The 18,981-nt window shown below is 52.2% G+C and carries 16 protein-coding genes; 5 read left to right on the forward strand and 11 right to left on the reverse strand.

Features of this window, described 5'->3' with window-relative positions; all coding sequences use genetic code 11:
- Positions 1-663 precede the first annotated feature (663 nt).
- On the reverse strand, positions 664-1,029 hold the full coding sequence (locus PsAD46_RS25275; RefSeq protein WP_063308148.1) for a hypothetical protein: 366 nt from the start codon (positions 1,027-1,029) through the stop codon (positions 664-666).
- A 199-nt stretch (positions 1,030-1,228) separates the two neighbouring features.
- Positions 1,229-2,605 carry a sodium:solute symporter family protein gene (locus PsAD46_RS25280; RefSeq protein ID WP_063290177.1) on the reverse strand — a complete coding sequence of 459 codons (1,377 nt, stop codon included), beginning with the start codon at positions 2,603-2,605 and terminating at the stop codon, positions 1,229-1,231.
- 215 nt (positions 2,606-2,820) lie between these two features.
- Here PsAD46_RS25280 and PsAD46_RS25285 point away from each other — a divergent pair, with 215 nt between their 5' ends.
- Both PsAD46_RS25285 and PsAD46_RS25290 read left to right on the forward strand, forming a co-directional pair.
- Positions 2,821-4,083: a TRAFs-binding domain-containing protein gene (locus tag PsAD46_RS25285; RefSeq protein WP_063308149.1), complete on the forward strand. Its 1,263-nt coding sequence runs from the start codon at positions 2,821-2,823 to the stop codon at positions 4,081-4,083.
- Complete coding sequence (locus tag PsAD46_RS25290) at positions 4,076-4,489, forward strand: TIR domain-containing protein (protein ID WP_063308150.1); 414 nt, start codon at positions 4,076-4,078, stop codon at positions 4,487-4,489. Before PsAD46_RS25285 ends, PsAD46_RS25290 begins: the two co-directional genes overlap by 8 nt.
- Before the next feature lie 161 nt (positions 4,490-4,650).
- On the opposite strand, the gene PsAD46_RS25295 is transcribed toward PsAD46_RS25290, so the two are convergent.
- Positions 4,651-5,112: a DUF805 domain-containing protein gene (locus tag PsAD46_RS25295; RefSeq protein WP_208982033.1), complete on the reverse strand. Its 462-nt coding sequence runs from the start codon at positions 5,110-5,112 to the stop codon at positions 4,651-4,653.
- Between the two features lie 291 nt (positions 5,113-5,403).
- Between PsAD46_RS25295 and PsAD46_RS25305 the strand changes: the two genes are divergently transcribed.
- Positions 5,404-6,459 (forward strand): helix-turn-helix domain-containing protein, encoded by a 1,056-nt coding sequence (locus tag PsAD46_RS25305; RefSeq protein WP_063308152.1) that lies wholly within the window; start codon positions 5,404-5,406, stop codon positions 6,457-6,459.
- Here the strand turns inward: PsAD46_RS25305 and PsAD46_RS25310 are convergent.
- Positions 6,456-8,291: an SLC13 family permease gene (locus tag PsAD46_RS25310; RefSeq protein WP_063308153.1), complete on the reverse strand. Its 1,836-nt coding sequence runs from the start codon at positions 8,289-8,291 to the stop codon at positions 6,456-6,458. The genes PsAD46_RS25305 and PsAD46_RS25310 overlap by 4 nt on opposite strands.
- A gap of 375 nt (positions 8,292-8,666) precedes the next feature.
- On the opposite strand from PsAD46_RS25310, the gene PsAD46_RS25315 reads away from it, so the two are divergent.
- Positions 8,667-9,374, forward strand: a complete 708-nt coding sequence (locus tag PsAD46_RS25315; protein ID WP_063308154.1) for a DUF4336 domain-containing protein — start codon at positions 8,667-8,669, stop codon at positions 9,372-9,374.
- 90 nt (positions 9,375-9,464) lie between these two features.
- Here the strand turns inward: PsAD46_RS25315 and PsAD46_RS25320 are convergent, their stop codons facing one another.
- Positions 9,465-9,836: a DUF4345 family protein gene (locus PsAD46_RS25320; RefSeq protein ID WP_063308155.1), complete on the reverse strand. Its 372-nt coding sequence runs from the start codon at positions 9,834-9,836 to the stop codon at positions 9,465-9,467.
- 131 nt (positions 9,837-9,967) lie between these two features.
- A complete protein-coding gene (locus PsAD46_RS25325; protein WP_063308156.1) occupies positions 9,968-10,891 on the reverse strand; it encodes an SDR family NAD(P)-dependent oxidoreductase in 924 nt (307 codons plus the stop codon).
- Between the two features lie 122 nt (positions 10,892-11,013).
- Between PsAD46_RS25325 and PsAD46_RS25330 the strand changes: the two genes are divergently transcribed.
- On the forward strand, positions 11,014-11,928 hold the full coding sequence (locus PsAD46_RS25330) for a LysR family transcriptional regulator (protein ID WP_063308157.1): 915 nt from the start codon (positions 11,014-11,016) through the stop codon (positions 11,926-11,928).
- Between the two features lie 164 nt (positions 11,929-12,092).
- Here the strand turns inward: PsAD46_RS25330 and PsAD46_RS25335 are convergent, their stop codons facing one another.
- The 5 genes from PsAD46_RS25335 to glpD all read right to left on the reverse strand — a co-directional run bounded on the left by PsAD46_RS25335 (position 12,093) and on the right by glpD (position 18,903).
- A complete protein-coding gene (locus PsAD46_RS25335) occupies positions 12,093-13,139 on the reverse strand; it encodes a 4-hydroxyproline epimerase (protein ID WP_063308158.1) in 1,047 nt (348 codons plus the stop codon).
- An 86-nt stretch (positions 13,140-13,225) separates the two neighbouring features.
- Positions 13,226-14,461 carry an FAD-dependent oxidoreductase gene (locus tag PsAD46_RS25340; protein WP_063308159.1) on the reverse strand — a complete coding sequence of 412 codons (1,236 nt, stop codon included), beginning with the start codon at positions 14,459-14,461 and terminating at the stop codon, positions 13,226-13,228.
- Positions 14,443-15,360: a dihydrodipicolinate synthase family protein gene (locus tag PsAD46_RS25345; RefSeq protein ID WP_063308160.1), complete on the reverse strand. Its 918-nt coding sequence runs from the start codon at positions 15,358-15,360 to the stop codon at positions 14,443-14,445. Before PsAD46_RS25345 ends, PsAD46_RS25340 begins: the two co-directional genes overlap by 19 nt.
- A gap of 193 nt (positions 15,361-15,553) precedes the next feature.
- Positions 15,554-17,053, reverse strand: coding sequence for a glycerol kinase GlpK (gene glpK, locus PsAD46_RS25350; RefSeq protein WP_063308161.1), 1,500 nt, complete (start codon positions 17,051-17,053; stop codon positions 15,554-15,556).
- Between the two features lie 326 nt (positions 17,054-17,379).
- Positions 17,380-18,903, reverse strand: coding sequence for a glycerol-3-phosphate dehydrogenase (gene glpD / locus PsAD46_RS25355; protein WP_063298517.1), 1,524 nt, complete (start codon positions 18,901-18,903; stop codon positions 17,380-17,382).
- Positions 18,904-18,981: the final 78 nt, after the last annotated feature.

The raw sequence follows: 18,981 nt of genomic DNA on the forward strand, positions 1-18,981 counted from the left end.
TGTCCTCATCCTCAATATCCAGACTTACAAGACCTCTTAAAAACCCCGTAAATCCTTCTGTTTTTGTGCCTCCAGAACCGCGCCTCAGTGGCCCGCCCCGGTGGCGTGAAGCGGGTTATAGGGATACCAGACCGACCCGTCAACACGCAAACTCCAAAAAAACAAAACAATCGGGCAAAAACTAAAATTCAAACAATTCAATAACTTCATATATCAACCCACACACCACCACCAACACCACAAAAACCCCAGAAACAAGCCAATAACAACCAGCCAAAACACCAAAAATTAACAAAACCAAAATTTGCACAGACGGGGATATCCAACTTTTTCAAACGAAACTCACACCCCCAACACACCCAAACCACCGCAAACGTCCCTCTGATACTTCAGCGAGTCGCTCAACCGCTGCAAACCGCCCTTCACCGGGTTTGCGTTCTTATGCGTTAGTCTGCGTTATTTCGGTGTGAGACGCGCGATCTTGCGTTCCTATGTCGGCAAACAAGGCGAAAGCCTGATCCAGCCGCCCGCACCCGCAGCTCCAACCGAGCCCAACTTATGCCCCTCACCGTCAGGCCCGAGCCAGCCAGCCCAAACCCAATTTATGCCCGCCTCACCAAAATCTACCGCAAACCACGACAGCCTGCCCCAGCAGAACCAGCCTCACCGCCCCGGCAGGTCCACGGTTACCGTCTCACCGCCATACCCATGAACGCTGTCTCTGGCACGAACAACCACCCGCGACATCCCTTCTGGAATCTGCACACCGCTTAAAGACCGCGTGAACGGCTGCTCATCCACATGCGGATGAGCCAGCACCCGCACGGCCAGCACCTTACCGTCTTCAGAAAGCACCTCCCACGCATCGGCATAATGGTCCCACCCTTCATCGCTGTGGCGCACACTCACCTCAAACCGATAGGAGCCTTCCGCCTGCGGGGTCACATTCACGTTGACCACATCAGCCTCTCCGGCCAAAACCGGTGTCACCAATAAGCTGAGGAATAGTCCAGAAACAAAAGCACGCATAAAAGCCTCCATAAGAGCGTGATCCGTTTGATCCTATGCAATCAAACCCAATAAAACCGCTCCACCAAATATGTGAGAGCACGATGCGTGATCGTAAAAGAACGCATCAAGCTCCAGATTAGCTGAAAGGCTAGCGCACCAACCCCGCCCCGCAACCCACAAAACATCAAAATGTCTTGAGCAAACCAGCCGCCCTCACTCACTCATGCATATAGATGGAAGATTTCGGCATGGAGAGGAACACAACCAGATTGGCAAGCACACCAATCACCAGTCCGGGCAGATCAAAAGGCGAGTCGAGCCCGCTTTGCCACAACACCGTCGCAACAACACCCGTCACCGCCCCGGCCACAAACGCAGGGGTTCCACGACGAGCGCCATAGATAGCAGCCACCAGCGGCACCAGCACAATCGGCGCCCAGTAATTGTAGGCGTAAATCAGAATATCCAGAATGCTCTCTATAGAGACGGCAAACACAATAGAAAGCAGCCCCACAACCAGCGTCACCAGCTTGGCGATGAACAGCAGGTCCTCTTCCCGCATCTCTTTGCGCCGCAAAGGCCGCAACACATCATTCACAAACGCAATACTGGCAGAGTTGAGATAGGAATCCGCCGAGGACATCACAATCGCAATCACACCGGAAAACACCAGCCCCTTCAGCACAGGCGGCATAACGCTCACAATCACAAAGGCCATGGCATTATTAGGGTTCAGGTCCGGGTCCAGCGCAAAGGCCACCAAACCAATGGCTCCGGTGATTGCAAAGAAGAGAAAAGAGAACAGCCCGGAATAGAGTGTACCGCGCGCCGCAGCAGACGCGGTCTTCCCCGCCAGCAAGCGCTGCATATAAGGAGGCACCAAAGTCTCCCCAAACATAAAGACAAGAATAAGCCCAATCAGCCCCATCCAGCCAAAGTCCGGCCCGGGCAGGCTTAGATGATCCGGCGGCACCGCCGCAAACAGCGCATCAACGCCGCCAATCTGATAAATGCCAAAGCCCAGCACCAGCGGCATGCCAATCGCCAGAATAACGAACTGCACCACATCGGTGTAAACCACCGCCCGCATACCACCCAGTGTCGTATATAGAATAACAATGCCGCAACCGATCCCAATGCCCCAGAACCGGTCCAACCCAAAAAACACATTGAAGATGACGCCAATCGCCCCAACCTGCGCGCCCACAATACCGCAGCACAACAACAAACCGCAGACACCCGTGGTCAGTCTGGCCAGCTTGCCATAGGCCTTGCCCATAACATCCCCAACAGAAACCGCATCAGGAAACGCTTTCATCTTGGGCGCAATCAGCGTGGCAACCGCAATCTCTTTACAGCTGAAGCCCCACAGCGCCACAATGTTGGCAACGCCATATAAAAACACCTTCTCCGCATTGCCGGTAGAAAAGCCCCCGCCGATAAAAGAGGCGGACATGGTGGCGAAGATAACAAGAGCCCCAAACTCACGCCCCGCCGTCGCATAATCCTTCAGTCCCCGCTGAATCCGACCACCCCAAAGCCCCACCACAAGTATGCCAACCAAATAGCCAGCCACGATAATCATATCGATCATCAGCAGGGGTTCCTTTTAGACACCAACAGGAGCAATCGCGCCGTACCTCTAACAGGAAGACATTACATGAGAGTGAGACAGACCATTAAAAGGCGGGGTTTGGAGATTTAGCCGCAACACTTATAGATATAATAAAATTATATTACACTTATAGATTGCACAACTTATAGCTCGAAGTTAGCTTTCATACATCTAATAGTTCTTAAGAGGTTGCGATGAGCGAGAAGCAGAAAATTTGCTTTGTTGTAATGGGGTTTGGTAAGAAAACTGATTACGAGTCAGGGCGATTGCTCGATCTGGATGCCACTTACGAAGCCATTATTCAACCTTCAGTTGAAGCAAATGGCTATAGATGCATCCGAGCGAATGAAATTCTGCACTCTGGCGTTATTGACGTCAAAATGTATGAAATGCTCCTTCGAGCCGATTTAGTTGTAGCAGATATCTCGACTGGAAATGTCAACGCGGTTTATGAGCTAGGTGTGCGACATGCATTGCGACCGTACTCAACAATCGTGATGAAAGAAAAACTAGGCAAACTTCACTTCGACTTAGATCATACAGCAACATTCATGTATGAGCACTTAGGAGAAGATATTGGCAATCGTGAAGCCAAGCGCGCTCAAACAGAACTTAGTAAGCTGATAGAAGCTGTATCGTCTGACCCAAAGCCTGATAGCCCTGTTTACACATACATACCCTTTTTAAAACAGCCAACATTCACAGACGACGAATTTGAAGAGGTTCTCACCGATGCTGAGGAAGCTCAAGAACACTTCTCTTCATTATTAAGTGAAGCCGAAGATGCTGCAGGTGCCTCTCAACATTCCAAAGCTGCAAGCAAATTTAGATCTCTTCTAGAAATGCGACCTGACAACCCATACCTTCGTCAACAGACTGCTCTTCACACTTATAAATCCAAGCATCCTTCTGAACCTTTAGCTCTAATGAGAGCACTGCATTTGCTTGAATCTCTAGAGCCCGAGAAATCTAACGACCCAGAGACTCTTGGTTTAACCGGCGCGATCCATAAGCGCTTGTGGCAACACAATCAAGATAGAGCAACACTAGATCAGTCCATTCAATTTTATGAAAAAGGCTTCGAGCTTCGAGGCGATTACTACAATGGTGAAAATGCAGCCACCTGCCTAGAAATTAGATCAGCCCTTCAGGAAGAAAAAGACGAAGCGCTTTATGATCGCATGACGGCAACAAAAATTCGCAACGCCATTCTCGAGAGTCTGCTTATCACCATAGCCAGTGATGATTTCGACGAAAGGGCCGATAAGCACTGGATTTATGCAACGCTCGCGAATTGTAGCTATGCACTCGGTAAAACCGCAGACGCTGAAGTCTATGAAGCTCATTTCTTCGAGCTGCTTTCTGCAGATTGGCAAAAGGAAACTTATCTCGAAGGAAAGCAAAAAGTCATCGATTTTTACAACAATAGCATTTCAGGGAGCACTGTTGATGCCTAGCCTCAAAACTAGAATGATTTTTATCAGCCATGCTTGGGGATACAACCAGCACTATAATAAGATTGTTGAATGGTTTAACGGCGCTGCCAACTTTTCCTGGAGGAACTGCAGTGTACCAAGTCATGATGGCTTACCTGATAAAACAGTCAGAGGACTGAAAGCAGGCATGACCCGCCAGATCAATCCAAGCCAAGTTGTATTAGTACTTGGAGGAATGTATGCAGCCCATAGCGGTTGGATTGAATACGAAATCTCTGAAGCAAAACGTTTGAGAAAGCCAATCATCGGAGTTAGGCCTTGGGGACAAGAACGCATACCAAGGATTGTCCAAGAGGCTTCGTGGTGCGATCCTATTGGTTGGAACAGAGATAGTGTCATTACAGCAGTTCGTTATTACTCGAACTAACTAGTTTCAAAGACTAAAATAAGAACTGTGAGGAAACCAACAATGGTGGGTTCCTCACTAAGGCTAGGTCAGCATTCTTAGTTCATTTGCCGGCTTGTTGATTAGAAGCAACAACTCAACTGACCAGAAAACAAAACTTCATCCTCATTGTCCCCATCAACTCACGCAGCTACCGGGGTCGGCTCCACATCATACTTGTTCGGCCCCTTGGTCCCCGCAGCAAAACCGGCGTTCAGCATGCCAAAGATAGCCAATAAAACAATCAGAATACTGACAATAAGTGGGGCTTCATATTCTGGGTTTTGATTGAAAAAGCGGAGGTAGGTTGTGGGAATGAAGAAGTATGGAACATACCACCAGCCAGACTTGCCAATATCGTGCAAGCGCCGGACCAACAATGAGAGCTGGACGTAGTAGAAGGCTGCAAACAAAAGAGCCACGAGTGAAAACTTAACAGTGTCAGAACCAACTTCGAGCGGATGGACCACATACAAAAGAGTAGACAAAAGCAAGCCAGTCCATGACAAACTCAGTAGCCAGAACTTCGCTCTGCCCAACCTGCCTTTAAACCCAAGATAGAACATCTCACCACCATATTGCTCATGTGCGCTGAAGTCGGTCACGCAACTCTAAAGCGCCCAAACTCATCGCAATATTCCCAAAATATTGAGGGTGCAGATAACAAACCTGTTTCTGATGCAAAACCGATTGCAGGTGGTAAGAAGCAAACCGTCGCAACTATCATGAGGGTGCAGGCTGCGAAACGCTTTTTTGCTCGTGATAACTGAGGCTTCAAAACCCTCCTGAACGCCATAGGCATCTACTAAATTATATAGGTGCCTGCAGTTGTGTACTTGTCAAATACATCACATAGTATGCATGTCTAAAGCATTCATGCAGCAGGAGGCGAGCCGTTGAGTGAGGCAATTCAAACGGAACCGATCGTCGGCCTACCAAAAAACTCATTCTCATTAAATTCCATCCGGCGAAAAGACAGATTTGCGTTCTGGCGAGAGAGCTTAGCCTGTCTTTGCGAGGCAGAAATTCACCGCGGCGAGGATCAGCTGGATTTCTTTGGTGAGATCCAGTCTGTGCTGTTCGATTCCCTCATGCTCTCTCAGGTGACAGCACAGGCCCACATCGCCAACCGCACCAATGCGGCCATGGCACGAGATGGCGTAGATCATTATTTGCTGATGGTTCATGATGAGGGCGACGCCGAATTCTATGCAGGACCAAAGAGCGTCAACCTCAACAAGGGTGACTGCATTTTTCTGGATTTCTCACAGGAAGGTGGCTCAATCTCGGGCAGTTACAGCAATCGCTCCATTCTGATTGCACGCGAGCAGCTTGCCCCCCTGTTGCACAGCCCCGATGACAGCAACTTAAAAACACTCCCGGCGGCCCATCCACTAAACGTGATTTTGCGCGAACACCTCTCGTCAGTCAGCGCCCAGACCAGCAAACTAAACATGCAGCAAGCCCAGCAACTCGTGCCCGCAACCATGGGGTTGATTGCAGCGTGCCTGAATGGAATGCCTCATGAAAGCGAGGCAGGGCAGGAAGGTGTCAATCTGGCCTTGATGACCCGCGCCCGCCGCATTATCGAGGCAAACCTGACCAACCCCAACCTGTCTCCGGACTATCTCGGCAGCGCCATAAACGTATCGCGCAGCAAACTTTACGAGTTGTTTCTGTCTTTCGGCGGCGTCAGCAAATACATCCGCGACAGGCGCATGAAGGCCGTCTTGCGCGCACTGCTAGACCCGCGCAACGCCTACAGAGCAACCTATCAGGTGGCTTTGGATTTTGGCTTCATGAATGAAAGCAGCTTCAGTCGTATGTTCAAACAATACTTCGGCTTCTCCCCCCGCCAGGTGCGCTCAAAATCCTTTGAGATCACCGCAGCCGCTCAGGGAGAAGTCAAGCAAGGCCGACAATACGAAGACTGGATCCTGAACCTCAGCTAGAACGGCAAAAACACCGGAATAAGCAGGGTGGCAATCGCCAGCGCCATGATCTGCAGCGGCACGCCAATCACCACATAATCCTTGAACCGGTAGTTCCCCGGCCCCATCACCAGCGTGTTAATGGGCGAGGCCACAGGCGTACAAAACGCCGTCGAAGCCGCAATCGCAACGCTCATCAAAAACGGCTCAGGCCGCACGCCCATAATCGCAGCCACCTCAAACGCAACAGGCGCAATAAGCACCGCCGTCGCCGTGTTCGACGTAAACTGGCTGAAAACAGAGGTGAGCAAAAACAGCGACATCAGCATCACATAAGGCGGACTATCGCCATAAAGCCCAACGATCTGATCCACGATCAACAACAGCCCGCCCGTCTTTTCCAAAGCGGTGGCCATGGGCATCATCCCCGCAATCAAAATCAGACTGGGCCAGTTGATGGAGGTGTAAGCCCGATTGACTGAAACACACCCCACACACACCATAGCCGTCGCCGCCAGCACAACCGCCGTCACACTGGGCACCACGCGGAAGATGATGAGCGCCAGCATAACCGCCAGAATACCAAGCGCGACAGGCGCCAGCTTGCGCCGGGGCAGATAGTTCTTGATCTCCTCCGGAAACGCCAACAGAAGAAAACTCTCCCGCGCCGCCTGCAGTTTGCTGATGTTCTCCCAGTCCCCCACCACAAGCAACTGGTCCCCAAACTTCAGCTCGATGTTCCCAAAGTTCCCGTGCAGAGTTTCCCCCTTACGGATGAGCCCCACAACGCTCAGGTTGTGGTTGGTCCGAAATCCGGCACCACTGATCTTTCTGCCGATCAGCTTGGAATCCGGCGCCACAATCAAATCCGCCATGCCAAGCTCACGAGCAGAAAGGTGATGCCCCTCCTCGCCCATCGGCAACAGCTCCAGCCCAATGCAGGCAAACACATCCCCGCTGATAGGCTCCTGCATCACCCCAAACACAATATCACCAGCCTTGAAGGCACGGTTTGTCTGGGTCGATGTCACCTTCAACCGCTTGGTCGTGGTGGAGGTATACTCCAACCCAAACAGTGTAAGCCCAATCCGCCGCCGCAGCTTCGCGCTCACAACAGTCTGCCCAACCAGCTCAGAATCCTCACGGACCCGCAGACGGACAATCTTGTCTTCAATATCGTAGGCTTCCAAAAACCCCTGCAGCGTCCGGCGTCCCTGCTCCGTCGCCCCTTGTGGTCGCTGCTGACCGCGCAAAAACAGGCGCCCATACACCAGCATGTAAATCACTGCGACAATGAGAATAACGAGCCCGATCGGCGTGAAGATGAAGAAGTTGAACGGCTCCATGCCAGCATTTTGCAACTGAGCATTGGCAATCAGGTTGGGCGGTGTACCGATCAAGGTCAGCATCCCGCCAATCAGCGCCCCATAAGCAAGTGGCATTAGCAGCCGCGAAGGAGAAAGGTTGGAGCGGCTCGCAAGGCGGATAGCAACCGGAATAAAGATCGCCCCTGCCCCGGTTACACTCATAACAGACGCCAGCGCCGCAACCGTCAGCATCAACAGCACGATCAGCTTCCACTCCTGATCCCCCGCAATCTGAACGATCTTGTCTCCAACCGCATAAGAAATCCCGGTTTGAGCCAGCGCCTCACCAACAATGAACAGTCCGGCAATCAGAATAACAACGGTGGATCCGAAACCCGAAAGCATTTCAGCAGGCGTCAGAATACCAGACAGCCCAAGCGCCAACATCACCATGATCGCAACAAGGTCCAACCTCAGCTTGTCGGAAACAAACAGGATGACGGCTGCAAACAATACGAAGAAGGTGAAAAGCATTTCCCAAGACATCGTCTTAGAGTCCTTCGAGAAGTAAATCAGAGAGTTCTGGTCGCAAAATCTGTGCGATGCATACGAGGCATACTCGGCAGATCTTAATAAGACAGGAGGTCTTATAGGCCACCGCTTAGTTTATCACGAGATATATGTAAACGTTTTGCTATCAAACCGCGTATTTGTGACTGTGGATATATTATAGGTTATTACCCCTATACTTTATTCAATTTCGCAAAAGAGCATGAATTCCCTTCATCAAGCTGGCATTCATCCCACTTTTGTCCTCCACTCTTGGCAAAACAGATGGTTTCATCACATCCCGGGATATTCTAGAATTATGACCATAGGGCACAAAATACCACGCGCCTGACTTCCACAATGAGGAACGTCATGTCAACGCTTTACTCATTCGCTCCGGAAATTTGGTTGGCAAGTGGACCAGTCATCACAGCCGCACTTGGCTTTCGTTACTCAACCCGCATGGCGGTCATCCGCCTGCAAAATGGCGAGCTCTTCATCTGGTCGCCCATAGCTTTGTCAGACAAGTTGAAAGACCAAATAGATGCGCTCGGCCCCGTTCGCCACATCATCGCACCAAACCATCTGCACGACAGCTTCCTCACGGAATGGGCCACGGCTTATCCTCAGGCCCAACTTCACGCCGCTCCCGGTTTGGCTGAAAAGAGACCAGATCTGTCCTTCGCCTCTACCCTGAGCAACACGCCTCAGGCAGATTGGCAAACAGAGATTACCCAGTCTGTCGTGGGTGGCAACTCCATTACAACAGAGGTGGTGTTCTTTCACAAAGCCAGCAGAACCACGCTGTTCACAGACCTGTTGCAGCAGTTTCCTAAAGGATGGTTCAGAGGATGGCGGGCCCTCGTTGCACGGCTCGATTTGATGACAGAGCCAACACCAAGTGTGCCACGCAAGTTCCGCGTCGCCTTCCGCGATAAGACAACAGCCCGAAAAGCACTCAAAAAAATTCTCGGCTGGCCGACAAAAGCGGTCGTAGTCGCACACGGTGATCCTGTAACCACTGACGGTGCTGCTTACCTTGACCAAGCCTTCCGCTGGTTGAAGATCAGGTCACGCTAGCTTATCGACCCTTTTAAAAAAGCAAAACGGCGGAGAACTCTGGTTCCCCACCGCCTAAAACTCCAAGCCCTTAAAGGAGCATTGGTCCTCTTAGAAAGGCCGTAAGAAAGCACCAAGCAAAGCTGCGATAAGAACGAGCTCAACAATAAGCGGCGGAACAACCTCTTTTACAAATCCATCTGCCAGCAAGCCGACAACACGGCCCAGCGCAACAACACCCAGCAAAATGGCAACGGCAACATAGGCTTGCGGCTGCGCCGTCACAAACCCAATAATCAAAAGCGCAACACTTGATAAGAACAGCCCACCAATCACAGATCGGATCGTGCTCAGACCGGCAACACCAACGGGCTCAAGCGCAAAGTTCTTCGTCATGCGCGACGGAGCAAACATTGAGACGGTCCCCAGACCGAGAAGCATAAGTGTCGGGGCGCCAACCATAATTAGATAGATAAGATCCATAGGTTCTCTCCAGATTAAATAACTACAGCGTGTCTCCGAAAAGTGGAAACCGGATTTCGGATAAAGATACGCAAAAACAAAGACGAAAGCAGTTCAGGTGTTTCAACTTAAATGCGAACTGCTTTAGGGAATTAGATGAGTTGATGGACAGCCTGATTGGCGTTGTCCTGAAAACTGTGATTGTTGAGAGCAGAAAAGAGAGTGGCCTGATCAGTCAGCTTGCCGATAGCACCTTCGCCAGCACTGGCGTAGAAAACACCGCTCCTGAACTTCGGATCCAGAATGCCATCCACATAGCGCTTCGCACCATCTTCAACGCCATGCATCATGCCCAGCAAAGGCATCAGAACGCCGCCCACATGCTTGAAGAAAAGCCTTTTGAGGAAGGGCATATCATCAAACCCGTTGGTGCCAGTGGTACCGCCCGGGCTCATGGTCACAAAGCGAATATGCGGGTGCTGACGAGCCATGGAAGACATCCACAGAGCGCCAATAAGCTTCACGCTCGCATAGGCATCCATTGGATCACTCTTTTTAGTAAACGTGCGCCCATCCGCCATAGCGCGGAACTCGTCCACGGATGCTTCTTTCAACACTGGGCGGGCAACACCCATCTTAGGAATACCACGCGCAGCTTCAGAACCAGCGTAAAGCACGGTAGAGGTGATCAACTGACGCTCAAGCATCTCGTCCACCAACACCACATGACCCAGCAGGTTCACGGCATAAATGTTGGTCACGCCATGTGCAGTCATGCCATTGGGCGACCGGCCACCCACGCCGCCTGCATTGAGAATGAGAGCATCCACCGGTGCCGCCATCTGGCTGATGGCCTGACGCACAGACTCCGGGTCCATCACGTCCATCAGGATAATTTCAAAAATTGCGCGTTTGGCCTCAGCTTCGAGCGCAGCTTTTGCTGCCAAAGCTTTGGCTTCATTGCGACAGGCGAGGTAAATCCTCTCAATACTGCTGGTCTTTGCAAGTTGTCGTGCCGCCTCACGGCCTAACCCTGCATTCGCACCGGTAATCAAAACAGATCTGATCGGAGACATTGCTGCGTTTCCTGTTGAAGTATGTTCGATGAAGGAAACGTACGCTGGTTGAAATTTGAAGTGTAGATAGGTAAAAATGGACGTTATGTTCCAAATTTGAACCACAGGGTATAGGCCTGATCATGCAAGAAAACTACGCTCTGAACTGGGATGATCTAAAGTACTTTCTGGCCGTGGCCCGCAGCGGAACACTGAGAGGCGGCGCAAACCTGATCCGGGTCAACCACACAACTCTTGCCCGACGACTGGAAGTTCTGGAAGAACATGTTGGCAACCGCTTGTTTGACCGCTCCAAGACAGGACTTGTTTTAACAGAACTGGGCGAAGCGCTTTTTCCCTACGCAGAGCGGGTTGAAGACGAGATGACGGCAGCCTCACGCATCATCGTCGGGCGAGATGCAGAGCCGCACGGCACCATCTACGTCACCATGCCCCATGGTCTGGCCATGACGTCCATCATGGATGATCTGGTCTTGTTTGCAGAAAAGTATCCGGAAATCGAGCTGAACCTGAACTTCACAAACAATGTCGCTGACCTAACCAGACGAGAAGCAGACGTTGGCTTTCGCATCGCTGACGAGGTGACACAAGACGTTGTGGGCAGAAAGCTCGTGCAGATGTCACAAGCAGCGTATTGCACACGGGAATACGCTGAAAAGATCAAAGACAACAGCGGCGAAGGCCTGAGTTTCATCGGCTGGCATGAGGCAGAAGGCGAGACAACGGCACCATGGATCAAAAGTGGCTGCTACCCAAAAGCGCTCCTGAAGCACAGGGTCTCAGAACTGGTGCCGCTCATTTCTCTGGCCGCCGCAGGCTTAGGCATGGCTTACCTTGCCTGCAATTTGGGCGACAGGCATCCCTTACTCATCCGCGCGCCCTTCCAAAAACCAATGCCCTACCGCAGCATCTGGCTCCTCCTCCACCGAGACCTCCGCAACACCGCCCGCGTCCGCCTCTTCGTTGACTTCATAGCCCAACGCATCACCACCCGCCGCAACGAATTCTGGGTCGCTGGAACGACATCTGACACCTAGAGCGCGTTCCGTTTGATTGGATTCAATCAAACGAGAAGAATTCGCTCCACCAAAGATGTCAGAGCACGATGCGTGAATGCTAATGAACGCGACGTGCTCTAATGCTTGGAAAGGTAAGAGTGGCTTGCCAAAGCAAGAAACTCACTCTTGCCTACCATTCACAATCACTCTCCGTATGTCCCCTTCTCCGGAAAGTGCTTCACACCGTCGGCTGCCAGTTGGAAACCGGTCATGTAGGGGTCGCGGTCGTCGAGGAAGAGGGTGTTGTAGCCGGTTTTGCGGGCCCAGCCTTCAATGGTTGGGATGATGCCGTCATGGCCACCCACTTTGGTTGCTTCCTTCACACCGCCAACAAACACAGACCCGATGATGGATTCATGGCGCATGGTGTCACCAACCTTCAGCTCACCTTTGGCGTAAAGGTGCGCAAGGCGGGCAGATGTGCCGGTCCCGCAAGGGCTACGGTCCAGTGCTTTGTCGCCATAAAACACGGCATTGCGCCGATCAGCAGCATCAGAGGTTGGCTTGCCAGTCCATTGAATGTGGCTGATACCGTGAATGCGCTCATCTTCGGCATGAGTCACGGAGTACTTCTCATTCAATGCAGCCCGCAACCGTGGACTCCAGTCGAGCAACTGTGAAACACCTACATTCTCAAGGCCCGGAAAGTTTTCCTGCTCTTCAACAATGGCGTAGAAGTTGCCGCCATATGCCACGTCAACGCTGATCTCACCCACACCCGGCAGGTCAACGCTCAAACCAGTTTCTGCCAGATAGCTTGGCACATTGGTCAGGCGAACACTCTCAACATATCCGTCTTTTTCAAAATACTCGGCAACCACAAGACCAGCAGGCGTATCCAAATACACCTTGCCCGGCTCACGAGGCTCAATAAGCCCCTCTTCCAGCGCCATAGTGATCGTACCGATAGTGCCGTGCCCACACATGGGCAGGCAACCGGATGTTTCAATAAACAACACCGCCACATCACAGTCAGGCCGTGTTGGAGGAAACAGCATGGAGCCGGACATCATGTCGTGCCCACGCGGCTCAAACATCAATCCGGTTCTGATCCAGTCATAACGCTTGAGAAAATCCGCCCGCCGCTCCAGCATATCATTGCCGCGCAAGGCTGGCGTGCCGCCCGCAACCAGTCGTACAGGGTTACCGCAGGTATGCCCATCAACACAGAAAAAACTCTTGGAGACCAAGCTCCCCTCCCCTAATTCCATGGCATCAATGCAGGATGCCGGCGGTCAACCGATGGAGCCCTCTCTCTCCCCCGGCAAAACCGCGCTTAAAATCGTTGAGCACTGTAAAGCGTGCAATCTATTTTTGGTGTTTCACCGCAAATCAGGTCACTGACCAGCTCAGCCGTAATAGCTGCCTGTGTGAGCCCATGATGACCATGCCCAAACGCATAAGTCACGCGGTCGCTTTGTTTAGAATGTCCGATCACTGGTAGCGTGTCCGGCATAGAAGGCCGATGTCCCATCCAGCGAATGCCGTTTTCACGGTTCAGGCCGGGTAACAAACGAGATGCCTTCTCGGCCATCGCGTCAGCCCGCTTCCAGTTGGCTTCCATCTCCAGCCCGCCAAACTCAACAGCACCGCCAACCCGCAGTCCGTGGGAAAGCTGCGTCACTGCAAAGCCAAGTCCTGGCACCATAACAGCATGCTTCAAAGCAACATTCGGCTCGGAAAACATGGTGTTGTATCCGCGCTCCGTTTCCAGCGGCACCTTGTCTCCCAACTGAGCCGCCAGTGTTTTGGACCAGGCCCCACAGGCAATCACCGCATGATCGCTGAGGATTTGCTCTTCACCTTCCAGATGCAGAACAATGTGATCGCCCTGCGGCTGAATATGAGAAACCGAGGACTTGAGGATCTTACCGCCGTTGCGCTCAAAAGCCTCTGCAAGGCTCAGGCACAGGGCATGCGGATCATCAACACTCATCCATCCCGGCACCAGTGCTCCGCCAACAACATTCTCAGAAAAATCGGATTCTAACTCACGGATCTGGTTGCCATTGAGCTCTTCAACCTCGATGCCATGCTCACGTTGCTCCTGCCAGCCTTTGCGAACACCCTCAATCTGACTGCGCTCGGTATAGACCTCAAGACAGCCCTTCATAAACACATGATGTCGCGTGCCTGAGGATTGCCACAGCCGTTCCCATGCAGGCAACGAAGCCTTGTTGATCGCAGCTTTGCCAAGAACGCTGTGTTTCAGTTTGTCAGGAAGCGATGCCCGCGAGAACCGCAGCATCCATGGCAGGATCTTGAGTGCATAAGCAGGGCGCACAGAAAGTGGCCCCAGCGGGTCTAGCAACCAGCCGGGTATTTTCCGCCAAATGCCTTTGGATGCCAAAGGCGCAACATCAGTCCATGCAATGCCAGCCGCGTTGCCACGGCTGGCCATTTCACCCGGACCATTGCGGTCAATCAGAGCAACCTTATGGCCTTCTTGCTGAAGGCGCAGGGCTGTTGCCAATCCAACAACCCCGGCTCCGATTACATGGATGTGTCGCATAGCTCTTTAAGCTCCGGCAGTTCCGGGCGGCATGCAACTGCATCTTCCACCACCTTGATGACACGCGCACGCTCCGCACCGGACAAAGCCAGACGTGGCGCACGAACACGGTCATTAGAGCCGATAGCGACCATCTCTGCCAACTTGATATTTTGGACTAGATTGGTGGAGACATCCAGATCCAGCAGCGGGCGGAACCAGCGGTAAATCTCAAGCGCTTCCTGATAGCGACCAGCTTTTGCCAGCTTGTAGATTGCCACAGTTTCGCGTGGGAAAGCCACAACAAGACCAGCAACCCAGCCATCTACGCCCATCATCAGGCTTTCAAGCGCAAGGTTATCAACGCCGGTCAGCACCTTGAAACGATCGCCAAAGCGGTTGATCACTTCTGTTGCGCGGCGAATGTCATCGGTGGACTCTTTCATCGCCACGATAAGCGGCTCGTCTGCCAGCTCAGCGAACATATCCAATGTCACATCAACACCGTAAGCAACCGGGTTGTTGTAAACCATCACCGGAACGCCGCCAGCTTTGGTAACAGCCTTGATGTGCGCCACAGTCTCATGCGGTGCAGAGCGGTAGGGAACGCCGGGCAGAACCATCAGACCATTTGCGCCAGCTGCCGCTGCATCCGCTGCCGCTTTCATCGCGCGGCGTGTGGAGCTTTCGCACACAGTCATGATAACGTGTTTGGACCCACAAATCTTTTTGGCAAGCTTGAGAATTTCGATTTTCTCTTCAGGCTCCAGCGCCATCGCTTCACCAAGAGAACCACAAACAATAATGCCATCGCAGCCGGCGTTCATCTGCAGCTGGAAGCAACGCTCCATCTCTGCAAAATCAAGCTCATCGTTCTCTGTAAACTTTGTTGTGACAGCCGGGTAAACACCAGTCCACATTTTGATTATCCTCACCTGTGATATATTACAGGCAATATGACCCTCAAACCTTCAAAGGTCAATACTGTGATATATCTGAAAACAAATTAATCCAGAACCACAGTGGAAAAGCAATAAATTCAGCAAGTTAATAACGCTGCGGAAAGTGTGTAACCGGCAATCCGGCACCTCCCGCAGCTTAATATTATATAGCTCAGGAGGCCTGAGAACGGGTCCGGGAAACAGCGTCATGCCAACCGGAGAGTCGCTTCTCACGCTCGGTCGCGTCCATGTTCGGCTCAAAACGACGGTCCAGATGCCAGCGCTTGGAGAATTCTTCCATGCTCGGCCACACACCCGCCTTCATACCAGCAAGCCACGCAACGCCAAGCGCCGTGGTTTCCTGAACAACCGGGCGGTCCACCGGACGGCCAAGAATGTCCGCAAGGAACTGCATGGTCCAGTCAGAAGCAACCATACCGCCATCAACGCGCAGCACGGTATCGCCGTTGAGTGGAGAGCCCATGTCAGAAGACTTGGAGTTGATCAGATCAACAGTCTGGTAGCCAACACTTTCCAGTGCGGCCCGTGCGATCTCATCCTGACCGGTAGAACGCGTCATACCGAAAATCGCCGCACGTGCTTCAGGGTCCCAGTAAGGAGCCCCCAAACCAACAAACGCCGGAACCAGATAAACATGGCTTTCCGGATCTGCATTTTCCGCCATCAACTGCGTCTGCGCAGCAGTCTCAATAATCTTCAGCCCATCACGCAGCCACTGCACGGCAGCACCCGCAATAAAGATGGAACCTTCCAGCGCATAAGTCGTTTTGCCGTTGAGGCGATACGCAATGGTAGAGAGCAACCGGTTCTTGGAATAAACCAGCTCTTCACCGGTGTTCAGCAATGCAAAACAGCCAGTGCCATAGGTGGACTTCACCATGCCCTGCTTGAAGCATGCCTGCCCAACCGTTGCCGCTTGCTGGTCGCCAGCCACGCCATAAATCGGCAACTCGGCACCAAACAGATCAGCTGTGATTGTGCCGAAATCATCCGCACAATCTTTCACTTCCGGCAGCAAGCTCATCGGAATGTTAAGGAGAGCCAGCAGTTCTTCGTCCCAACGGTTCTCGCCGATGTTATAGAGAAGAGTACGTGAAGCGTTGGTCGCATCAGTCACATGGGACTTGCCGCCTGTCAAACGCCAGATCAGCCAGGTATCAACGGTACCAAACGCCAGTTCACCAGCTTCTGCCCGCGCACGCACGCCCTCAACATTGTCCAGAATCCAAGCAACCTTGGTGCCGGAGAAATAAGGATCAAGCAGCAGACCTGTCCGGCTAGTAAACAGTTCCTCATGACCCGCCGCTTTCAACGTGCTGCAGAAGGCAGAAGTTCGCCGGTCCTGCCAGACAATCGCGTTGTAAACCGGCTCACCCGTCGCGCGATCCCAGATCAGCGTTGTCTCACGCTGGTTGGTAATGCCCACACCGATAATCTGCCCTGCAGCAAGGTCAGCACCGGATAAAGCCTCACGGCATGTGTCAACAGTCGTCGTCCAGAGGTCATCAGGATCGTGCTCTACCCAGCCTTCATGCGGAAAGTGCTGCGGAAACTCCCGTTGCCCGACACCCACACTTTCAAAACTGTCATTGAAAACGATCGCACGCGTTGACGTCGTCCCCTGATCAATGGAGAGCACCCACCCTGTCATTTATTCCTCCCGGAAGAGGGTTCCCCTCTTCGAAAATCCAATTTGGCACCAGCTATTTTTCTGAGGCGCCGAAACAATCTACAGCGCGTTCCGCTTGATTACTCACAATCAAGCGATAAGAATTCGCTTAAGCAAACAAATTAGAGCACGGCACGTAAATGAGAATGCACGTGATGTGCTCTAATGATGAACGTAGAATGTCACTTACCAAAATATAAGGGTCAAAACACCAAGATAACGACCAACCTTTGTGTATACCATCCCATACAAGGCGCCATGACATAAAACAGGCCCTGCCTTTCTCTAGGAAAAACAGAGCCTGAAACTTAACCAGCCATGCGGCTCGCTTCAAAGTAGCTGGCAAGGTAATGCTCCAGCACACCTGCTGCTTCCTTCGGCAGATGCAATCCCAGCTTGGAACGCCGCCACAAAATGTCCTCCGCAGTCACAGCCCATTCCTGCTCAACCATCCAGTTGACCTCGCAGGCATACAAATCGCCGCCAATATGTGCGCCCATCTCAGCAGTGGTTTTCGCATATCCGAGGATCTTCATGGCATCAGAGCCATAGGACCGCACCAGACGATAGGCATGATCATGCTCAAGGAACGGATAAGCTGATTTCAAAGAAGCAACCTTCGCGCCAAAGTCACTCGGCTCAAAGTCACCGCCCGGCAGAACGCTGTCCTTGGTCCAGCTGTTCTTCTTGGCAGCCTGCGGCAGATAATCCGCCAGCTTCTCCAACGCATGTTCAGCAAGACGGCGATATGTGGTGATCTTGCCGCCAAACACGCTCAGTAATGGAGCCTTGCTCTCACCCTCATCCATCTCAAGAACATAATCACGCGTCGCCGCACGCGCTTCGCTCGCACCATCATCATAAAGAGGACGCACACCGGAATAGGTTCGCACAACCATGTCCGGGGTCACTTCTTTAGAGAAGTACTCACTCACCGCGCTGCACAGATACGCAACCTCATCATCAGAACAGGAAACACCTGCCGGATCACCCTGATAGTCAACGTCAGTGGTCCCAATCAGCGTGAAATCATTCTCATAAGGGATCGCGAAGACAATACGGCCATCCGCATTCTGGAAAATGAAGCTGCGATCATGGCCAAACATCTTCGGTACAATGATATGGCTGCCCTTCACAAGACGCACATTCGCCTGACTGTTCAGCCCAATCGCGCCTTTCAAAACGTTAGACACCCAAGGCCCAGCCGCATTCACCAGCGCTTTCGCATGCACCAGCTCGTTCTTGCCGCTCACGCTATCACGAATTTCAATCTCCCAACCACCAGCGGTGCGGGAGGCGCGAACAACTTCAGTGTTACGGCGAATTTCAGCACCACGTGCAGCAGCATCACGCGCATTCAGCACAACCAGACGCGCATCATTCACCCAGCAATCGGAGTATTCAAAACCGCGTGTAAAAAGAGACTTCAAGCCATCATTAAACGGAGCACTGTCCAGCGGTACAGTCTTCGTTGCCGGCAAAAGCTTACGACCACCCAGATGGTCATACATGAACAGGCCAAGGCGCAGGAACCACGCGGGACGCAAGCCTTTATGATGCGGAAGAATAAAACGAAGCGGCCAGATGATATGCGGCGCCATATTCAAAAGAACTTCGCGTTCCTTCAAAGCTTCACGAACAAGACGGAACTCATAATATTCCAGATACCGCAGTCCGCCATGGATCAGTTTGGTAGAGGCCGAAGAGGTCGCGCTTGCAAAATCAGTCTTTTCCGCCAGAAAAACTGAAAGTCCTCGTCCGGCAGCATCACGAGCAATGCCGCAGCCGTTAATCCCGCCCCCTATGACAAATAGATCATAGCTCTTACTCATGGTCTTGCTCATGACTGGCCCCTCAATGTCACGGTTCTCGCCAGTGAATCCGTGAAAGCACGCATATTCATTACGCCG

It is taken from the genome of Pseudovibrio sp. Ad46 (assembly GCF_001623065.1).
Lineage (GTDB): Bacteria > Pseudomonadota > Alphaproteobacteria > Rhizobiales > Stappiaceae > Pseudovibrio.